At 40.3% G+C, this 18,935-nt stretch carries 10 protein-coding genes; all 10 read left to right on the top strand.

Going from position 1 to position 18,935, the window contains the following annotated elements:
* Window positions 1–17 precede the first annotated feature (17 nt).
* Complete coding sequence (locus BMX11_RS11425) at window positions 18–788, top strand: rhamnogalacturonan acetylesterase (protein WP_090884316.1); 771 nt, start codon at window positions 18–20, stop codon at window positions 786–788.
* Between the two features lie 132 nt (window positions 789–920).
* The gene (locus BMX11_RS11430; RefSeq protein WP_090884318.1) at window positions 921–1,715 is read left to right on the top strand and encodes a rhamnogalacturonan acetylesterase; all 795 of its coding nucleotides are present in this window, start codon (window positions 921–923) and stop codon (window positions 1,713–1,715) included.
* A gap of 279 nt (window positions 1,716–1,994) precedes the next feature.
* The gene (locus tag BMX11_RS11435; RefSeq protein WP_090884320.1) at window positions 1,995–4,901 is read left to right on the top strand and encodes an exo-beta-1,4-galactosidase; all 2,907 of its coding nucleotides are present in this window, start codon (window positions 1,995–1,997) and stop codon (window positions 4,899–4,901) included.
* A gap of 38 nt (window positions 4,902–4,939) precedes the next feature.
* A complete protein-coding gene (locus tag BMX11_RS11440) occupies window positions 4,940–6,064 on the top strand; it encodes a glycoside hydrolase family 88/105 protein (protein ID WP_090884322.1) in 1,125 nt (374 codons plus the stop codon).
* Window positions 6,065–6,076: 12 nt separating this feature from the next.
* Window positions 6,077–8,512: a glycoside hydrolase family 31 protein gene (locus BMX11_RS11445; RefSeq protein ID WP_090884324.1), complete on the top strand. Its 2,436-nt coding sequence runs from the start codon at window positions 6,077–6,079 to the stop codon at window positions 8,510–8,512.
* 3 nt (window positions 8,513–8,515) lie between these two features.
* Window positions 8,516–8,824, top strand: coding sequence for an L-rhamnose mutarotase (gene rhaM, locus BMX11_RS11450; RefSeq protein ID WP_090884326.1), 309 nt, complete (start codon window positions 8,516–8,518; stop codon window positions 8,822–8,824).
* A 5-nt stretch (window positions 8,825–8,829) separates the two neighbouring features.
* A complete protein-coding gene (locus BMX11_RS11455; protein WP_245738644.1) occupies window positions 8,830–11,607 on the top strand; it encodes a glycosyl hydrolase in 2,778 nt (925 codons plus the stop codon).
* A gap of 352 nt (window positions 11,608–11,959) precedes the next feature.
* On the top strand, window positions 11,960–14,185 hold the full coding sequence (locus BMX11_RS11460) for a fasciclin domain-containing protein (RefSeq protein WP_090884328.1): 2,226 nt from the start codon (window positions 11,960–11,962) through the stop codon (window positions 14,183–14,185).
* A 5-nt stretch (window positions 14,186–14,190) separates the two neighbouring features.
* Window positions 14,191–17,451 (top strand): SusC/RagA family TonB-linked outer membrane protein, encoded by a 3,261-nt coding sequence (locus tag BMX11_RS11465; RefSeq protein ID WP_090884330.1) that lies wholly within the window; start codon window positions 14,191–14,193, stop codon window positions 17,449–17,451.
* 12 nt (window positions 17,452–17,463) lie between these two features.
* A complete protein-coding gene (locus BMX11_RS11470; protein WP_090884332.1) occupies window positions 17,464–18,930 on the top strand; it encodes a RagB/SusD family nutrient uptake outer membrane protein in 1,467 nt (488 codons plus the stop codon).
* Window positions 18,931–18,935 lie beyond the last annotated feature (5 nt).

Raw genomic sequence — 18,935 nt, forward strand, 5'->3', positions numbered from 1 at the left:
TAAAAACTTAATTCAATATGAAGAAGTTAAAAGCTATAAAATTATTATCCGCTCTTGCCATCGTTATTTTGGCTGCTGCATTTACCCAAAATAATAAACCTGCCCTACATACCATTGGCGATTCTACCGTACGCAATTCTAATAAGGAAACCTGGGGCTGGGGTACACCCATTGTTGCCTTGTTTGATACCACGAAGATTCACGTAGAAAATAACGCCATGGCTGGAAGGAGTACCCGAACATTTTTATCTGAAGGCAGATGGGATAAAGTTTTAGAAAGCTTAAAGCCAGGCGATTTTGTAACCATGCAATTCGGCCATAATGATGGCAGTGCTCCAGATACAACCAAAGCTGGAAGAAGAGGGGTTCTTAAGGGAACAGGTGAGGAAACCAAGGTGTTGACCTGGCCTGATGGAAAAGTAGAAACAGTACATACTTATGGCTGGTACATTCGCAAATTTGTGCGCGAAACCAAAGCCAAGGGCGCTACCCCAATCGTGGTTTCCATGATACCAAGAAATATATTCAAAGAGGGAAAAGTGGTGAGGGCAAATAACGATTTCGGTAAATGGGCAGCAACAGTGGCGCAAGAAGAAAATGCTTATTTCGTAGATCTCAATAAAATAACAGCCGATAAATATGATGCCTTAGGACCAGAAAAAGTAAAACTATTCTTTCCCGGAGATCATACCCACACTAATCTGGATGGAGCCAAAGTAAATGCCGAATCGGTGGTGCAGGGGATTAAGGAGTTGAAGGATTGTAAGTTGAAGCAGTATTTGAAATAGTATCAAGTAGTGAGTATCAGGTATCAAGACAAGACAAAGAGCAAGAATTAAAGTAATAAGAAGAAAATAATAGCTTAGATGCCTTAGGTGGTTAAAATACAGAGAAATACATCATCAATAACAGCATAAATAATGAAATCAATTCAAATAAAAATCAGTTTAATACTCTTCAGTGCATTTATAATCTTCTCATCCTGTATTATTTTAAGGCAAGAGAATAAACCAACCTTGTTTTTAATTGGAGATTCTACTGTAAAGAATGGAAAAGGGAAGGGAGATGGCGCTTTATGGGGTTGGGGAAGTTTTATAGGTACATTTTTCAATACGGACAAAATTAATGTAGAAAATAATGCATTGGGCGGAACCAGTAGCCGCACTTTTCAAACCAATGGTTTATGGGAACCTGTTTTGGCTAAAATCAAGAAGGGAGATTTTGTAATGATGCAATTTGGCCACAATGATAGTAGCCCGCTAGACGATACGGCACGTGCGCGTGGAACGATAAAAGGAATAGGAGTAGAAAGCAAAGAGATCTATAATCCAATTAAGAAAAAGCAAGAGGTAGTGTATACTTATGGTTGGTACCTCCGTAAGTTTATTAAGGATATTAAAGCCAAAGGTGCAACACCAATTGTTTGCTCGCCAATTCCGCGCAATCCGGTTAAAGATGGAAAAGTAGTTTTAGCTGATGATAGCTATGCCAAATGGGCTGAAGAAGTGGCAAAAGCAGAGCAAGTAGATTTTATTCCCTTAAATCAACTGATCAAAGATAAATACAGCGCCCTAAGTGCCGAAGTGGTTAAAACCTATTTCACCGAAAAAGACCATACCCATACCAACGAAGCAGGGGCTAAAATTAATGCAGCAGCAGTGGTTACGGGCATTAAGGCGCTGAAGCGAAATAAATTAAGGAATTATTTGAAATAACCCATGGTCCGTTACAAACGGACCATTTTAGCGGGGCGGGCTAGCGAATATATGGTTCGTGAGATAGACGAACGTATGGTTCGTGAGCTGTATGGTTCGTGAACCGTATGGCTCGTGCGTCACGAACCATGGGTGGACGTATGGTTCGTGTTTCACGAACCATGGTTTTAACACACGATACAGGACACCACAGGTTGCGTAACTCCGGATTAAAGCTTATCATAGCCTCTTTAACCAAATAGGGTGAACGTTGCAAATAGCGTTCATTTATTAACTACTATGCAGATACAGGGTTCATCAATTTTAAAATGGTTTACATCGGCCATTGTATTGTTGCTTTTAAGCAATGGATTATCAAGGGCTCAGCAAATTTCCCTGAGTGGAAAATGGCGCTTTAAAATAGATAGACAAGATGAAGGCCAAACTCAAAAATGGTTTAACCAAAAACTTCCCGAAACCGTTGAGCTTCCAGGCTCTATGGCGGGCAACCTTAAGGGAGATGAAATTACCTTAAAAACAAAATGGACAGGGAGTATTTACGATAGCTCATATTTTTTTCATCCCCGGTTAGAAAAATATCGCCAGCCAGGAAACCTTAAAATCCCTTTTTGGCTAACGCCAGCCAAACATTATACCGGTGCCGCCTGGTACCAGAAAGACATTGAAATTCCAGCAGACTGGAATGATAAACGCATCGTTTTATCCTTAGAATATCCACATTCCGAAACCCGGGTATGGATTGATGATATAGAAATCGGCACACAATTTACCTTTGTAGTAGCACAAAATTTCGAACTTCCGGCCAAGCTAAAACCAGGGAAGCATACCATCACCCTGCAAATTGATAACCGCATCAAAGCCATTAATGTTGGTCAGGACTCACACAGTTTAACCGATCACACGCAGGGAAATTGGAACGGGGTAGTAGGTAAAATGTTTATACAGGCAGGCCCTGCAATTTATTTCGAGGATATTCAGATTTACCCCAATCTCAAAACCAAATCTGCAAAAGTTAAGATTCAGCTTAAAGACTATACCAACAGTTCCTCAACGGGAAACGTAACACTTGCCGCAACAAGTTTTAATACCAAAAATATCATTCAGGTGAAGCCCATCACAGTTCCCTATCAGATTAATAATGGAAACGGTACTTTAGAAATTGAGCTCCCAATGGGTGATAAAATTGCTGCCTGGGATGAATTTGACCCCGCTTTATACCGATTAACAGCTACTTTGCTTACCAAAGATGGTAAAAAAGATGAAAAGCAGGTTCAGTTTGGTATGCGCGAGTTTAAGGCAGTAGACCGGCATTTTGAAATTAATGGTCGCCCGGTTTTTCTTCGTGGAACCGTTAATAACTGCGAATTCCCATTAACAGGATATCCAGCCATGGATGTAGCTTCATGGGAACGTATTTTTAGGATTTCAAAGGCCCACGGACTTAATCATATGCGTTTCCACTCCTGGTGTCCTCCTGAGGCAGCTTTTATTGCGGCAGATTTAACCGGATTTTATCTCCAGCCTGAAGGACCAAGCTGGGCCAATCATGGCTCATCCATCGGAGATGGTAAACCTATCGATCAATTTATCTACGACGAAACCAACCGAATGACCAAGAGCTATGGAAATTACGCATCGTTTTGCATGATGGCTTATGGAAATGAGCCCCGGGGCCGACAGGTAGAATACCTCACCAAGTTCAATAACTATTGGAAGGCTAAAGATTCAAGGAGATTGTATACCGGTGCATCTGTGGGCGGAAGCTGGCCGGTGATTCCAAACAACGAATTTATGGTTCGCGCTGGAGCCAGAGGCTTAGATTGGGGTAGAGTACCAGAAAGTATTTCTACCTATGCCAAACAAATTGAGCAGTTTAAAGTACCTTTCGTAGCACACGAAATGGGGCAATATTGTGTATTTCCGAACTTTAAAGAAATTAAAAAATATACCGGAATTTATAAGGCCAAAAACTTCGAAATGTTCCAGGAAGACTTAAAGGATCACGATATGGCCGACCAATCGGAGGCGTTCTTAATGGCTTCGGGTAAATTACAGGCGCTGTGTTATAAAAACGAAATTGAAAAAGCCTTGCGTACACCCAATTACAGCGGTTACCAACTTTTATCATTAAACGATTATCCTGGTCAGGGAACAGCGATGGTTGGGGTTTTAGATGCCTTTTGGGATGAAAAAGGATACATTACGGCAAAGGAATTTAAACGTTTCTCTAACAGTACCGTACCCTTAATTGAAGTGCCAAAATTTGTTTACACCAGTGATGAGAAATTTGAGCCCAAAATTCAAGTCGCACACTGGGGAAGTGCAGCATTGCAAAACGCCCGCATCACTTGCAGATTGATAGATGAGAAGGGCAAAACAGTATTTACCTATAAGTTCGGGCCATTCACTTTACCTGTAGGGGTAAATACACCAATCGGATCAGTTACCTATTCGTCTAATCCGATAACCACAGCACGTAAATTAAAATTAGAGGTATCAATTGATGGAACGGAATATGTTAACGATTGGGATTTCTGGTTCTTCCCTAAGCAGCTGCCTAAGTATAAAACCAGTTTTTATTATACAGAGCAATTAGACGATCAGGCTAAAAAAATTCTGGATGAAGGCGGAAATGTTTTTCTAAATGCGGCAGGTAAGGTAGTTAAAGGCAAAGAAGTAGTACAAACCTTTTTGCCTGTATTTTGGAATACCTCCTGGTTTAAAATGCGTCCACCACATACTTTAGGCATACTTTGCGATCCAAAAAATCCAGCCTTAAAAGATTTCCCAACCGATTATCACAGTGATATGCAGTGGTGGGAAATTGTAAATAAGGCGCAGGTGATGAATCTGGAAGATTTTCCTGCTGGGTTTAAACCCATTGTTCAACCCATCGATACCTGGTTTATGAACCGTCGTCTGGCACTGGTTTTAGAAGCTAAAGTAGGTAAGGGAAAACTCATTATTTCGAGCGCTAACCTGAGTCCAGACTTGAAGAATGCTCCAGGTGCACAACAGCTTTACTTTAGCTTACAGCAATACATGATGTCTGCCCGGTTTAACCCAAAATATGAAGTGCCTTTTGATACGGTTAAAGACATTTTTACCAGCCCTTCGAAACAGCAATTTGATACTTTTACAAAAGATAGTCCCGACGAATTGAAGCCTAAGCCAAAAAGCAATTAATTTACCGGAGCCTTTTAGCATTATAAAATAGAATACTCATGAAAAGAATTATCCTCGCCCTGATCTTATCGGGCACAAGCATTTGCTCAATACAAGCACAGAAAATTCCTTCTAAAAAGGAGGTTTTAAAATCTTTAAAGCTTACCAATGCCTATTTCATGAATAAATGGCCTGATGCAGGTAAATCTATCATCACGAATAAAGAAAGACCAAGTAATATCTGGACCAGGGCCGTTTATTACGAAGGTTTAATGAGTCTTTACCAGATTCATCCCGATAAAAGTTATTATGATTATGCTGTGCAGTGGGGAGAGAAACATCATTGGGGATTGAGAGACGGCATAAAGACAAAAAACGCAGATAACCAGGCTGCCGGGCAAACTTATATTGATTTGTACAATATTGATCCTAAACCGGAACGCATAAAGGATATTAAGGCCTCTATCGATTTAATGATTACGAACAACGACGTTAGCGATTGGACCTGGATTGATGCCCTTCAAATGGGAATGCCTGTTTATGCAAAACTAGCCCAGCTATATAAAGATGATCGTTACTATGAGCATATGTATAAAATGTATGCGCACAGCAAAAATGTAGAAGGAGGTGGTTTATACAATGCCAAGGATGGCCTTTGGTGGAGAGACAAAGATTTTGTTCCACCTTACAAAGAACCTAATGGAGAAGATTGCTACTGGTCCAGGGGCAATGGCTGGGTTGTAGCTGCATTGGTAAAGGTTTTAGAAATCATGCCCGAAAATGCTCCCCACCGCGAAGAATATTTGAAAACCTATCATGAAATGATCAAGGCTTTAGTTCCCATTCAGCGTGCAGATGGTTTTTGGAATGTAAGCTTACATGATGCAACACATTTTGGTGGTAAGGAAACTTCTGGAACAGCCTTGTTTATATATGGTATGGCTTGGGGAGTTAATAAAGGCATTTTAGATAAGGCCACTTACTTGCCAATCGTAGTAAAAGGCTGGAATGCGATGGCTAAAGAAGCCGTGCATAAAAATGGTTTCCTGGGTTATTTACAGGGAACAGGAAAAGAGCCTAAAGATGGTCAGCCGGTTAGTTATACCAGTATGCCTGATTTTGAAGATTATGGTTTAGGTTGTTTTCTATTGGCCGGAACAGAGGTTTATAAGTTGAAAAAGTAGTCGCAGAATAATATGTTGAAGAAATTTTGGGCTGCTGCCCTTGTTTTTGTTTTTACGCTTGCAATTGCCCATGCACAAACCATTGGCGATTATAAATCTGGCTTTAAAAGGCAAGGTAATCTGGTTTCTCTGATCACGGCGAATGGAGAAGTAAGAGTAGAAGTTTGTACGCCCGAAATGTTTCGCCTGCGCAGTAGCTGGAACGGCAAGTTTGAGGAAAACGAAAACCTGATGGTGGTTAATTATGCCTGGGCAAACGTAAACTTTAAGGCTGAAGATAAAAAAGATCATTTTTTGCTAAGCACTTCTAAAATCCTGGTTAAAATCTATAAATCACCATTTAGGGTGGATGTTTTTGATACTAAGGGCAAGTTATTGAGTGCCGAAAATAAGGGCGCTATAGCCAGGGAAAATACCCAGGTAGGGGTAACTAAAAAGCTTCAACCCGACGAGCATTTCTTTGGTTTTGGTGAGCGGATGGACTTCATGGATCGCCGTTTTAAAAAAGTAACCTTAAATGTGGGCCGTGGAAAGGGCTTGCCTCATGCCATTGGTGCATACAATATTTTAGAAGCGAATTACTGTCCGGTTCCATTTTTTATGAGCACCAAAGGCTATGGTATTTTTTTGCATAACTCTTTTGCCACTTCGTGGGATATGGGTGCTTCAAAAAAAGATCAGTACAGTTTTAAAGCCGCCGATGGCGAATTGGATTATTACTTCATTTACGGTCCAACCTTCCCATCAATTTTAGATCGCTATACTTCGATAACCGGAAAATCGCCCATGTTGCCGCAATTTGCTTTAGGCTTACATGCAGGGACTTACAGTGGCGGAACCTGGAGTCATGAAGAGAAAACATCTGATCGTTACGTAGTGGAACTGGCGAGAAAATACAGGGAACTGGGTATTCCGGTAGATTTGCTTTGGCTGGATTCTACCTGGCGATTATTTGGAGAAATAGGGGGGAAGGGTGCAACCTCTTTCGAATGGAGAGAAACCTTTAATGACCCGAAAGGGATGTTTGATAGCATTTATGCCATGAATTATAAAATGGTAGGATTGCACCTCCGTCCGAGATTTGACAATGCCAAAAAACTAAACCTTTTAGATCAGGCCAGGGAAAAAGGCTATACCTATCCCGAAAATGGAAAACCTGGAGAGTTTGTTAACTTTTTTGATGAAAAAGCTACCCAATGGTGGTGGGACAATGGAGTAATGCGTGTTGCAAAACTGGGCGCTAAATTTCTGAAAACCGATGAAGGCAGTGCTTTCGGTGCCTTAGCCAATGAAAGTGAGAAAGTGGGGCCAACAGGAAAGGAAGCAGAGAAATTACACAATGTTTTCCCTATCGCTTATGCGAAAGCACCGTTTTTGGAGTTCGAGAAATTCAATGGATTTAGAGGATTAAACCAAACCAGGGAAGGCTATGCGGGTATTCAACGTTATCCATATATTTTTGCGGGCGACTGGCCTAGCGAATGGCAGTACTTTGCTCCTGTAATTAAAGCCGGTTTAAATATTGGTATTTCGGGGGTTGGCTCCTGGGCACACTGTATGGGCGGATTTGAGCATGTAGCCGATCCGGAGCTCTATATGCGCTGGGTACAATTTGGGATGTTCAGCCCTGTGGCTTTGGTATTTGGTATGGATCATCCGGGGTATAAAGAGCCCTGGGCTTATGGCGAACAGGCACTTAATAATTTTAAGAAATATGATTTGCTGCGGTATAGACTTTTTCCCTATATATACACCAGTATGCATCAACAATATGCAAGTGGTATCCCGATGATGCGGGCATTGGTATTGAATCATCAGGATGATGAAAATGTGTATGAAATTGGCGATCAGTATATGTTTGGCGATAATTTAATGGTGGCACCGGTAACTACCAAAGGGGCTATAACCCGTTCCATTTATTTGCCAGAAGGCACCTGGTTTAACTATTACACTGCCGAGCGGTATGAAGGTCAGAAATATCACCATGTGGTAGCCCCGATAGATACTATCCCCCTTTTTGTAAAGGGCGGAAGCATTATACCTATGCAACCGGAAATGATTTACAGCGGACAGAAACCGGTAGATGTGATTACCCTGGATATTTTCCCTTATGGCGAATCCAAATTTGATCTTTATGAAGATGATAATTTAAGCTCAGCGTACAAAACAGGCAACTTTTCCTTAACAGCAATTACTTCTTCTTTAACAAAAGATGGACTCACAGTCAAAATTGCTAAACCACAAGGGCAGTTTAAGCCCACCTTGCACCAATATGAATTGAGCATCCACTGGGTAAGTAAAAATCCTCCTCAAGTGGTTAAAGAAAATGAAAAAGAGATTCCATCTGCTGGCGCTGCGCTAAAATGGCGCTATGATTCGACTAAGAAAACGCTCTGGATAACGTCAACAGCCAATAATGAGTCTGATATTACCTTTAAAATCAATTAAGACATGAAAATTGCCTTTAAAATGAAGCTAAAGCCAGGTTTTGCTGCCGAATATAAAAAAAGACATGATGAGATTTGGCCACAACTGGCCACCCTGCTCAAAGAAAATGGCATTAGCGATTATTCTATTTTTTTAGATGAAGAAACCAACATCCTTTTTGCTGTGCAGCAACAAAATGGTAATTCTTCGCAGGATTTGGGCAGTACAGCAATTGTTCAGAAATGGTGGGCTTATATGGCCGATATCATGGAAACCAATCCCGATCAATCTCCACAATCTTTTCCATTAGCCCTTGTATTCCATTTAGATTAACCTTTATGAAAACCAAATTATTTCTGCCTGCACTGCTTTTTGGTATGGCTATCCTTAACCAGGTAGATGCTCAAAGTCCTGCAAAAAAAAACACTTCTTCCTGGCCGGTAATAGAACGGCAAATGAAGCCCTGGACACGCTGGTGGTGGATGGGGAATGCTGTTGATGAGCAGAACTTAAATGATGTGTTGCAGAAATACAGTGCTGCCGGATTGGGCGGCGTAGAAATTACACCCATTTATGGGGCCGTTGGTTTTGAAAAGAAATACATCCAGTTCCTTTCTCCGGAATGGATGAATATGGTTCGTTTTACAGTTAATAAAGCCAATAGTTTAGGCTTAGGGGTAGATATGAATACGGGTACGGGCTGGCCATTTGGCGGACCGCAAATTAAGCCTGAAAATGCAGCAAGCAAACTCATTACGCAGAAATATAGTTTAAAGGCGGGCGAGAAGTTAACGGAGCGTATTCAGGTTAAAGAAGCTAAACAAGAGTTTGCGGAACTGCAAGCCCTTACTGCTTACAGCGCAGGTGGTGAAACCCTAAACCTGTTGAAACTGGTTCAGGCAGACGGAACCCTAAACTGGTCTCCTGCTTCTGGTAACTGGGATATCTATGCCCTTTTTTCAGGTAAAACACGTCAGCTGGTTAAGCGGGCAGCCCCCGGTGGCGAGGGCTTTACCCTGGATCACCTGGATCGTAAATCCACAGACGTCTATTTAAAAAGATTTACAGATGCATTCGGAAATCAAGCACCTGGTGTAAGGTCTTTTTTCAATGATAGTTATGAAGTTTATGGTGCAACCTGGACACCCACTTTCCTGGAGGCATTTAAACAAAACAGAGGATATGACTTAAGTAACTACATTAAAGAGCTGGTGAGCAAAGATTCGGCTGATGAAAACGTTGCCCGCCTTAAATCTGATTACCGGGAAACAATGGATGAGTTACTTTTGAAGAACTTTACCCAAAACTGGACCAACTGGGCACACCAGCAGAAAGCATTAACTAAAAATCAGTCGCATGGCTCTCCGGGTAATTTATTAGATTTATATGGGGCGGTAGATATTCCGGAAACAGAAATCTTTGGATCGAGTTATTTTCCAATTCCGGGCATCCGGAGAGATTCTGCGGATGTCAGAAATGTAGATCCAGACCCAATAATGTCTAGGTTTGCTTCTTCTGCAGCACATACCGGAGGAAAGAAACTGGCTTCATCAGAAACCTTCACCTGGCTTACCGAGCATTTTAAAACTTCTTATTCGCAATGCAAGCCTGAAGCAGAAAAGCTGTTTTTGTCGGGCATTAACCATATTTTTTATCACGGCACCACTCATTCACCAAGCCAGGTACCCTGGCCAGGATGGTTGTTTTATGCTTCGGTAGAAATGAACCCCAACAATAGCCTTTGGCCACATGCAAATGGGTTAAACAATTATATTGCCCGTTGTCAGTCTATCCTCCAAACAGGAACATCAGACAATGAAATATTGCTCTATTGGCCGGTTTACGATGTTTGGAACAAAGCCAAAGGATTGGATATGCCGTTAAAGGTGCATGATGTAGATGAATGGCTACATCCCAGTGCTTTTTACAAGCTTGCCAAGCAATTGGATAAAGTGGGCTATGCATTTGATTTTGCATCAGATCGCTTATTACAACAAACAACTGTAAAGGATAAAACCCTGATTACTGCTGCAAAAGCAGCCCCTTATCAAACATTAGTGATTCCTAAATGCGAATTAATGAATCCCGAAACTTTGGAAAAAGTAATTAATATGGCTGCTGAGGGTGCAAATGTGATTTTTCAGGATTTGCCAAAGGATGTACCCGGAAGGAGTAACCTCCAGGTAAGAAGAGAAAAATTGAAAACAGCATTGTCTAAAATAAATTTTTCTCCGGCAGTAGATGGGATATCACAATTTAAAATAGGGAAGGGGCAGATATTTCTGGCAGCTGATGTGCAAAAGGCGCTCCTCTTAAACGGACTGAAGAGAGAGGAATTAACCGATATTGGTTTACAAGTGATAAGAAGGAAGACGGAAAAAGGAAAATATTACTATTTGGTTAACCATACGAGTAAAGATATAGACGCTTTTATTCCTATCAATGAGAAAGGAAGAGTAGAGATCTTAAATCCGCAGGATGGATTAACGGGGATGGCCAATGTGAAGGATAATAAAGTAAGGCTGCAATTGAAATCGGGCGAGAGTTTGTTTTTATTGGTGAGTAATGTTCCGGCATCAGCAACACGAAACTGGACTTACTTAGATATGCCAGGAAAGGAAATTGCCCTAACCAACCCCTGGAATCTGCATTTTACAGCCGGAGGGCCAGAACTTCCTGCAGATCAAAAATTAAATAAGCTTGTTTCTTGGACTACGTTGAATGATCCAAAGCTTCAAGCCTTCTCCGGAACAGGGGTTTATACCAGCAATTTTAACCTGCCCAATAAAAAGGCAAAAGAATACCTGTTGCAGTTAAACCAGGTAGATGAGAGTGCCCGTGTGTGGATTAATGGGCAAGAGGTGGGTATTTTGTGGAGTATCCCTTTTGAAGCAAGAATTGGTAAATATCTAAAAGCTGGCAACAATACCATAAAAATAGAAGTAGTGAATTTGATGGCCAACCGTATCCGTGATTTAGATGTTAAAAAAGTACAATGGCGGAAGTACCATGAAATCAATTTCGTAAACATTAATTACAGGGAATTTGATGCCTCAAATTGGTCTGTTATGCCTTCAGGATTGATCGGTCCTGTGGTTATAAAACCATATTTATAAACCTTTTTGCCATTTTTTTTAAAATAAATACAATTATTATGTTTAAGTAAAAACGTAGTTAAAACGTTTTATCAATCTTGTATAGCCTATTATACATTTTGTGATAATATTTTATAATAAACAGACAGGATGGTACAGGATGGAAATATTTGTGAGCCTGTATATATTAGATCAAGAAAACTAACCAAATAACTTTTTAACCAAATATTAATTAACGTCCGTAAACCGGTTCTATGCAATAAAAATTTACACTCATTTAAATCATCTCTATTCTACCTAATTTCTAATTTGATTTAGATCAATGGCTTTTTTTTGCAATTGAACTGATGGCGTTTTATCCAATAAGACCGCTATGAGTAAGAATTTGCCAAGAATTTTAACTGTTTGTTTGACAATTATTGTCCTGCTTAGCAGTTGTAGAAAGAAGGAATTTGATGAGTTTTATGGCCGGCCAGAAACGCTGGCAGACCCCATTTATCAGCAGCTTCAAGTAAAAGGAAACTTCAGTAAGTTTTTAGAATGTGTAGACAAGGCTGGTTATAAAGAAACCTTAAGTGCCGCCGGTTCCTGGACTGTTTTTGCACCAACCGATGAAGCCTTTGCCATTTATTTGAAGGATAACAATCTGAGCGAGATCAATGCAGATCTGGCCTCCGCAATAGTGCGTTATTCCATGACCTATGACGGGGAAAAAATCGAACGTTTAAGTGACAACTTAACCGCCCGTGGTTTTGTTAAAAATGCAGGCTTCAGAAGAAGAACTGTATATTATGACTTCGTTTATGACGGTACCGATAATAACGGAAAGCCGATTAAAGTGATTGCAGCCAATCGCAACGGAAGTTACCTCCCTACCGATTTCAATAACAAGAATTTGCCTTACTTCCTTGCCCCATTTATGTCTTTTACCGGAATAGGCGCGGTAGATTACAATTATTTTTATCCAAGTTCTGAGTTTACAGGAAAGAATGTTGGTCCAGCCAGAATTACCCAGGAAGACATTGTAGCCGAAAATGGTGTTATTCATATTATTGACAGGGTTTTAACCCCTCCACAAAGCATCGATCAGTATATCGGTGCTAAATCACAATACAGCGCATTTAAATCGTTGTTAGATAAGTACGTTACTTATAATCTAAATGCAGATATCAGCCGTCGCTACCAGGTATTAACCGGTAAAACCGATAATGTTTATGCCAAGAATTATAGCGCACTTTTAGGCTTTTCTCCTAACAATGAGAACTACCTCAAAGATGATGCAAACGATGCGCAGATTGGGATGTATACCCTTTTTGCACCCACCGATGCTGCGGTAGAGGCCTATGCTAAAGTATTATTAAAATATTATGCTAAAAGCAGACTTCAGCCTGGCGATTATAAGGCACAACTTTCAGAGCTTTATGCCTTGAGACCAGATATTATCAGGGATTTTGTAAACTCTCATTTCTACAGAACAGCGGTTTGGCCTGGTAAATTTAATTCGGTTAACAGCTTTTTAGGTGAAGTAACAAAACTGAACCCTGGCAATGTTGTAGACAAACAGTTTTTAAGTAACGGACTTTTTTATGGTGTAAATGAGGCTCAGAATGCAAATTCATTTGCTACTGTTTACGGAAAAGTAAACCTGGATCCAACCTTTTATATTATGAAACAGGCCATGGATGTGTTGGGGTATACCATTCCAATTAAAACAGCTTCTTTAAAATATGTTATTGTTCCTATACCCGATGCAACCTTAGTAAGCCTCGGCTTCTCTTATGATCCGTTTTTCCCTTCTGCACCTATCAGAGGTGATTTAACAATATTGAGAAGATTACTCCAAACACACATTATTCCTTTAGGAGATAGGGCTGTACCTAACTTTGCCACCGGTAGCGGGATTTTAGAGGCATCAAACGGAGAATACATTAAATATGATAAAGGATTTATTTTTTCTGCGGGAACTCAAGATTTAGCTGCTGCAAGTGATAAAACCATCAAAATAGACTCAATTGTTAATGCTGTAAATGGTGCTGATGTTTATGCTACGCGCGTATTGGCCTACACCTCACTTCCGGTAAGTAAACACATTGAAAGATATGCTTTAACAACTACAGATCCGTATTATTCTTTCTTTCAATATCTTAAAAACAATGTAACGCTTTACAATGCCACTTCGGGTGCCATACAGGGAATAACCGATGGTAGTTTCTATTCGATATTTATTCCTACAAATACAGCTATACAAGCTGCAGTAACCGCAGGCTTATTACCTAAGCTGGCCAATGGATCTCCTAATTATACCCCAACAGATGCCTCGGATATCAGTAAGGTATCTAAATTTATACAGTATCACATTATTAAAAACAGTGTAGCCAGTGATGGACAAAAAACAGGCTCATTTGAAACCTTGCTTAAGGATGAGTCGGGTGATGCCGCCAAGGTAACCGTAACAACCAATACCACCAATTCGCTGATTCTGCGCGATGTAACCAATACTTCGGTAAATGTGCTTTTAGGCGCTGCAGACAGAAGCAATGTCCTTTCTAACCGTACGGTGATCCATCAAATCAATTCTTATTTAAAATATCAATTCTAACTCATATGTTTAAAAGATATAATTATAGTTTTTTTATTTTACTATGCTGCTTGCTGGTGTCGACCATTACGCATGCACAGCAGATTAACTACGTAAAAGGGAAGGTAATTGATAAAAAAGATAAACAACCCATTATTGGTGCATCGGTAGTCATTGTTGATAAAGATAAAAGGGTTATTAAAGGGGTTTCGACAGATATTGACGGAAACTATACCTTGCCAGTAGCCGATAAAACCTACCGCATTTCAGTGTCTTATATTGGTTATAAATCAACTGCAGCCGTAGCCATAGATAAACCAGTTATTAATTTTCAACTGGAATCTGCAGATAACCAAATGGAAGAAGTACAGATTGTTTCTAAAGCTAAAGCTGCTACAGGCAGTGGGATGGTGATTGATAAACGAGATCAAACCTCTTCTACGGTAACCATTGATGCTAAAGAGCTGGAAGACATGCAATCTGCCTCTATTGATCAGGCTTTACAGGGAAGAATGGCTGGGGTAGACATTACAGCCAGTACAGGGGATCCGGGTGCACCCATGCAAATTCGTATTCGCGGAACCTCTTCTATTAACGGGGCTACTGATCCATTAATTGTATTGGATGGAATGCCTTATGATATTACTATTCCTTCTGATTTTGATTTCGCTACTTCTGATGAAAATAATTATGGTCAGCTTTTAAATATTGCCCCATCCGATATTAAAGAAATCAGTGTATTAAAAGATGCTGCTGCAACTGCAGTATGGGGTTCAAGGGCAGCGAACGGGGTTTTAGTAATCACCACAAAAAGGGGAGCTATTGGCCCTCCAGCCATTTCCTACAACTTCAAAGGGTCGTATTCCAAACAGCCAAGTCCGATCCCAATGTTAGATGGAAATCAGTATTCTTCACTCATTTTAGAAGAGTTCTACAATGCCGGAAGACAATTCTCCACGACAGAATTTGCCAAACAGTTTCAGTACGATAAGAACGATCCGTACAATTATTACAACTACAGCAATAATACCGATTGGTTAGCCGCCATTACACGGGTAGGTTACCTGCAAGACCATAACCTTTCCATTTCCGGGGGAGGTGAAAAAGCAAGATACCGTGCTTCTGTGAACTATTTTAACCAAAATGGTACCACCATAGGAACAGATTTAAACCGTGTTTCGGCCAGGGTAAACTTAGATTATACGGTTTCTGATAAAATCAGGTTCTCCTCAGACATTGCCTATACCCATATCGATCAGAATGCACTTTATAATCCACTGGGTGGGAGAGACCGTGTAAGAGATGTGGCCTATAATAAAATGCCCAACCAAAGTCTTTATGAGTACGATGAATATGGAAATCAGACTTCTAACTTTTTTAGTCCGGCAGCAACAGCTCAAGGGGCCTATGCGGTTACCTTTAACCCATTGGCTATGGCCAGTGCCGGGATCAACCACCAGTTGGGAGAGCGTATCACGCCGAAGTTCAGTTTGAGATACCAAATTCAGCCTGAGTTGCTATTTACCGGAAGCTTTTTGGTGAACATTAACAACACCAAAATTAAAACCTTCCTGCCGCAAATTGCAACAGGTCGTCCCTTTACCGAATCTGTGGTGAATACCGCCTTCGATCAGGATGGAGATTCGTTTACCATGAATACCAGTATGACCTTGGCCTATACTCCAAAACTGGGTAGTAAACATGATTTAGTCACTTTTTTAAGGTTCGATAGTGAAGATAGCCGTAGAACCAGTCAATATTTATTGGCCACCAATACGGCTTCTTCTTATTTAACCGATCCATCGGTAGATAGCCGTACGAACTTATCAAACTCTGCTTCGTCAGCCTATAACCAAACCCGTTCTGTGGGTTTATTGGCTACTGCACAATATAAATTATTAGATCGCTATATCATCAATGCGAGTATCAGGGGAGATGGTAACTCTAAGTTCGGCGCATCTAACAGATATGGTATTTTCCCTTCCGTTTCTGGTCGTTGGAGAATCTCTGGAGAACCTTTCTTAAAAAGAACCCAAAAATATATTGATGACTTAAGTTTGAGGGCCAGTTATGGTAAAAGTGGTAACGTGCCCCGATATGATTATACCTTCTTCAATATTTATCAAAATTATGGCTTTAGCTATTTAGATAATGCAGGGGTTTATTCTACCAATATGGAATTAACCGATTTGAAATGGGAAACGGTAACACAATCTAACGTAGGGGTTACCTTAAACTTATTTAAAAGATTAAACATCGACTTTGACCTTTACCGTAAGCGTACTACCGACCTTTTCTATGAAGATTTAGCGGTATCCAGCTACAATGGCTATTCTACGGTAGATATGAACGTAGGTACTATGGATAACCAGGGTTGGGAATTTAACATTATGGGTGCAGTAATGAAATCCAAAAAATTCAGATGGGATATGAGTTTCAATATTGCACACAATGAGAACGTGATTCGTGAAGTTTCTCCGCTTTACCCTAGAGAAAACAGAGGAAGGGTAACATCGAATAACGTATACAAAGTTTTTGTTCAGGAAAATAATCCGTTTGGATCGTTTTACGGTTTCAAATTTAAAGGTGTGTACAAAGACAGAAATTCTACTATCGCATTAGATGAAAATGGCAACCAGATTGTTGGGCCAAATGGCGATAAAATCTATATGCGTTTTGCCTATCCGTCGGTAGATTATGTTTTTCAACCTGGCGATGCGATGTATGAAGACATTAACCATGATGGAAATATCGATTATAAAGATATTGTGTATTTAGGTAATGGTAACCCTAAGTTAACCGGAGGTATTGGTTCTGCCTTTACCATTAACGGAAACCTGAAACTGAGCATTAACTTCTCTTTCCGTACAGGGTACGATATCATTAATGGAACGAAAATCAATACCACCAACATGTACGGATTCAACAACCAAAGTACAGCGGTATTGCGTCGTTGGAAAAAAGAAGGTGATGAAACCGATATTCCAAGGGCAATATACGGCGGTGGTTATAATTTCTTAGGCTCAGACCGATACATTGAAGATGGATCATTTTTAAGACTACGCTCCTTGGGACTAAAATATGATTTCGGAAAAACATTTATGAAACGCATTGGCATGAAGTCGGTTTCGGCAAATGTAATTGTAGAAAACATCCTAACCTTTACCAAATATACCGGCCAGGATCCTGAAGTTCCCATTCGTTTAAACGGTTCAAATACCGTAGTTGATAATTCTACCACCCCACCAATTAAAACTGTTACTGTGGGATTAACTGCTAATTTTTAATATACAGCTGATATGAAGAAGACATTATATAGTACATGTTTATTGATCTTGCTCATGATGGGCAGCTCTTGCAACAAATGGCTTGATTTAGAACCCAGAGATGGTATTACCAGACAAGAATTCTGGAAAACCAAGGAAGATGTATTAGCAGCTGTATCAGGGTGTTATGCCTCATTATTAGCACCTCCGCCAAGCATTGGAGACAGATCCTTACTGGAGTATATGTTTATGTTTGGCGAGCTTAGGGCAGATATGATCAGCGGCGGACCAACCATTACTACCCAGGAAGTAGATATTGTGAACGTAAACATCACCGCTGATAATACCATTGCCAACTGGGCTGCCTTTTACCGAACCATAAACTATTGCAATACCGTATTAGATTATGCTCCAGGTGTTAAAAGTGTTGATCCAACCTTTACAGAGGCCACTTTAAACGGATATATGGCAGAAGCATTAACCCTAAGAAGTTTGATGTATTTCTACTTGCTCCGTACATTTAGCGATGTTCCGTTAAAGTTAACGGCAACCGTAAAAGATACCGACTTACAAAATTTACCAAAAACCAGGCAAGCCGATATATTGAAGCAAATTGTTGCCGACTTGAAGAAAGCTGAGCAGTTTGCCTTAACCACCTATGGCAATACAAGGTCTGACAAAGGGAGGGTTACTAAATTTACAGTAAACGCGCTATTGGCCGATGTATATCTGTGGATGGAAGATTATCCGAACGCTTTGGTAGAATGCAATAAAATTATCGATTCTCAAAGATTTGCCCTGGTAAGTTCAACCTCTGCCTGGTACAATACCGTTTTTTTTCGTGGTTCATCAATAGAAACGATATTTGAGTTTGATCAGCCCGTTGAAAATCCATTTTTTAATCTTTTGGTGAATAGCAGACGACGTTATATTGCATCTCCGCTCGTACCTTCAGAAATTTTTGTTCCGGATGAAACAGACCCAGACAATGTCTACGATATCAGACCAGGATCTTATTACAATTCTGCGGCAACCATTCAAAAATACGGCACAGAAAACCCTTCATACGTAAAATGGCAGGCTTACCGGATTTCGGATATAATGATGATTAAAGCGGAGGCTTTAGCGTTAACCGGTGGAGGTGTAGAGGCCTTAGAATTGGTTAATACCCTGCGTTTAAGAAGAAATGCCGTAAATGCCACAAAAGTTGATGTTGATCCTGATGACACTGAAGCCTTATGTGATTATATTCTGGCAGAAAGAGCAAGAGAGTTTGCTTTTGAAGGAAAGCGCTGGTACGATCTCTTGCGTCATGCCAAACGCAACAATTACAGCAGATTAGATATCTTGCTGGATATGGTTTCAAAAACCGTATCGCCTACCTTGCAACAATCGGCCATTACCAAATTTAGAGATTACAATAGCCATTACCTGCCAATCCTTCAATCAGAGCTATTTACCAATCCTAACCTAGTACAGAATCCATTTTACACTAAATAAATATT

It is taken from the genome of Pedobacter rhizosphaerae (assembly GCF_900111155.1).
In the GTDB taxonomy this organism is placed as follows: Bacteria; Bacteroidota; Bacteroidia; order Sphingobacteriales; family Sphingobacteriaceae; genus Pedobacter; species Pedobacter rhizosphaerae.

Coding starts and splice junctions, on each gene's coding strand:
- BMX11_RS11425 (WP_090884316.1), top strand. CDS start 18: ATGAAGAAGTTAAAAGCTATAAAATTATTATCCGCTCTTGCCATCGTT.
- BMX11_RS11430 (WP_090884318.1), top strand. CDS start 921: ATGAAATCAATTCAAATAAAAATCAGTTTAATACTCTTCAGTGCATTT.
- BMX11_RS11435 (WP_090884320.1), top strand. CDS start 1,995: ATGCAGATACAGGGTTCATCAATTTTAAAATGGTTTACATCGGCCATT.
- BMX11_RS11440 (WP_090884322.1), top strand. CDS start 4,940: ATGAAAAGAATTATCCTCGCCCTGATCTTATCGGGCACAAGCATTTGC.
- BMX11_RS11445 (WP_090884324.1), top strand. CDS start 6,077: ATGTTGAAGAAATTTTGGGCTGCTGCCCTTGTTTTTGTTTTTACGCTT.
- rhaM (WP_090884326.1), top strand. CDS start 8,516: ATGAAAATTGCCTTTAAAATGAAGCTAAAGCCAGGTTTTGCTGCCGAA.
- BMX11_RS11455 (WP_245738644.1), top strand. CDS start 8,830: ATGAAAACCAAATTATTTCTGCCTGCACTGCTTTTTGGTATGGCTATC.
- BMX11_RS11460 (WP_090884328.1), top strand. CDS start 11,960: ATGAGTAAGAATTTGCCAAGAATTTTAACTGTTTGTTTGACAATTATT.
- BMX11_RS11465 (WP_090884330.1), top strand. CDS start 14,191: ATGTTTAAAAGATATAATTATAGTTTTTTTATTTTACTATGCTGCTTG.
- BMX11_RS11470 (WP_090884332.1), top strand. CDS start 17,464: ATGAAGAAGACATTATATAGTACATGTTTATTGATCTTGCTCATGATG.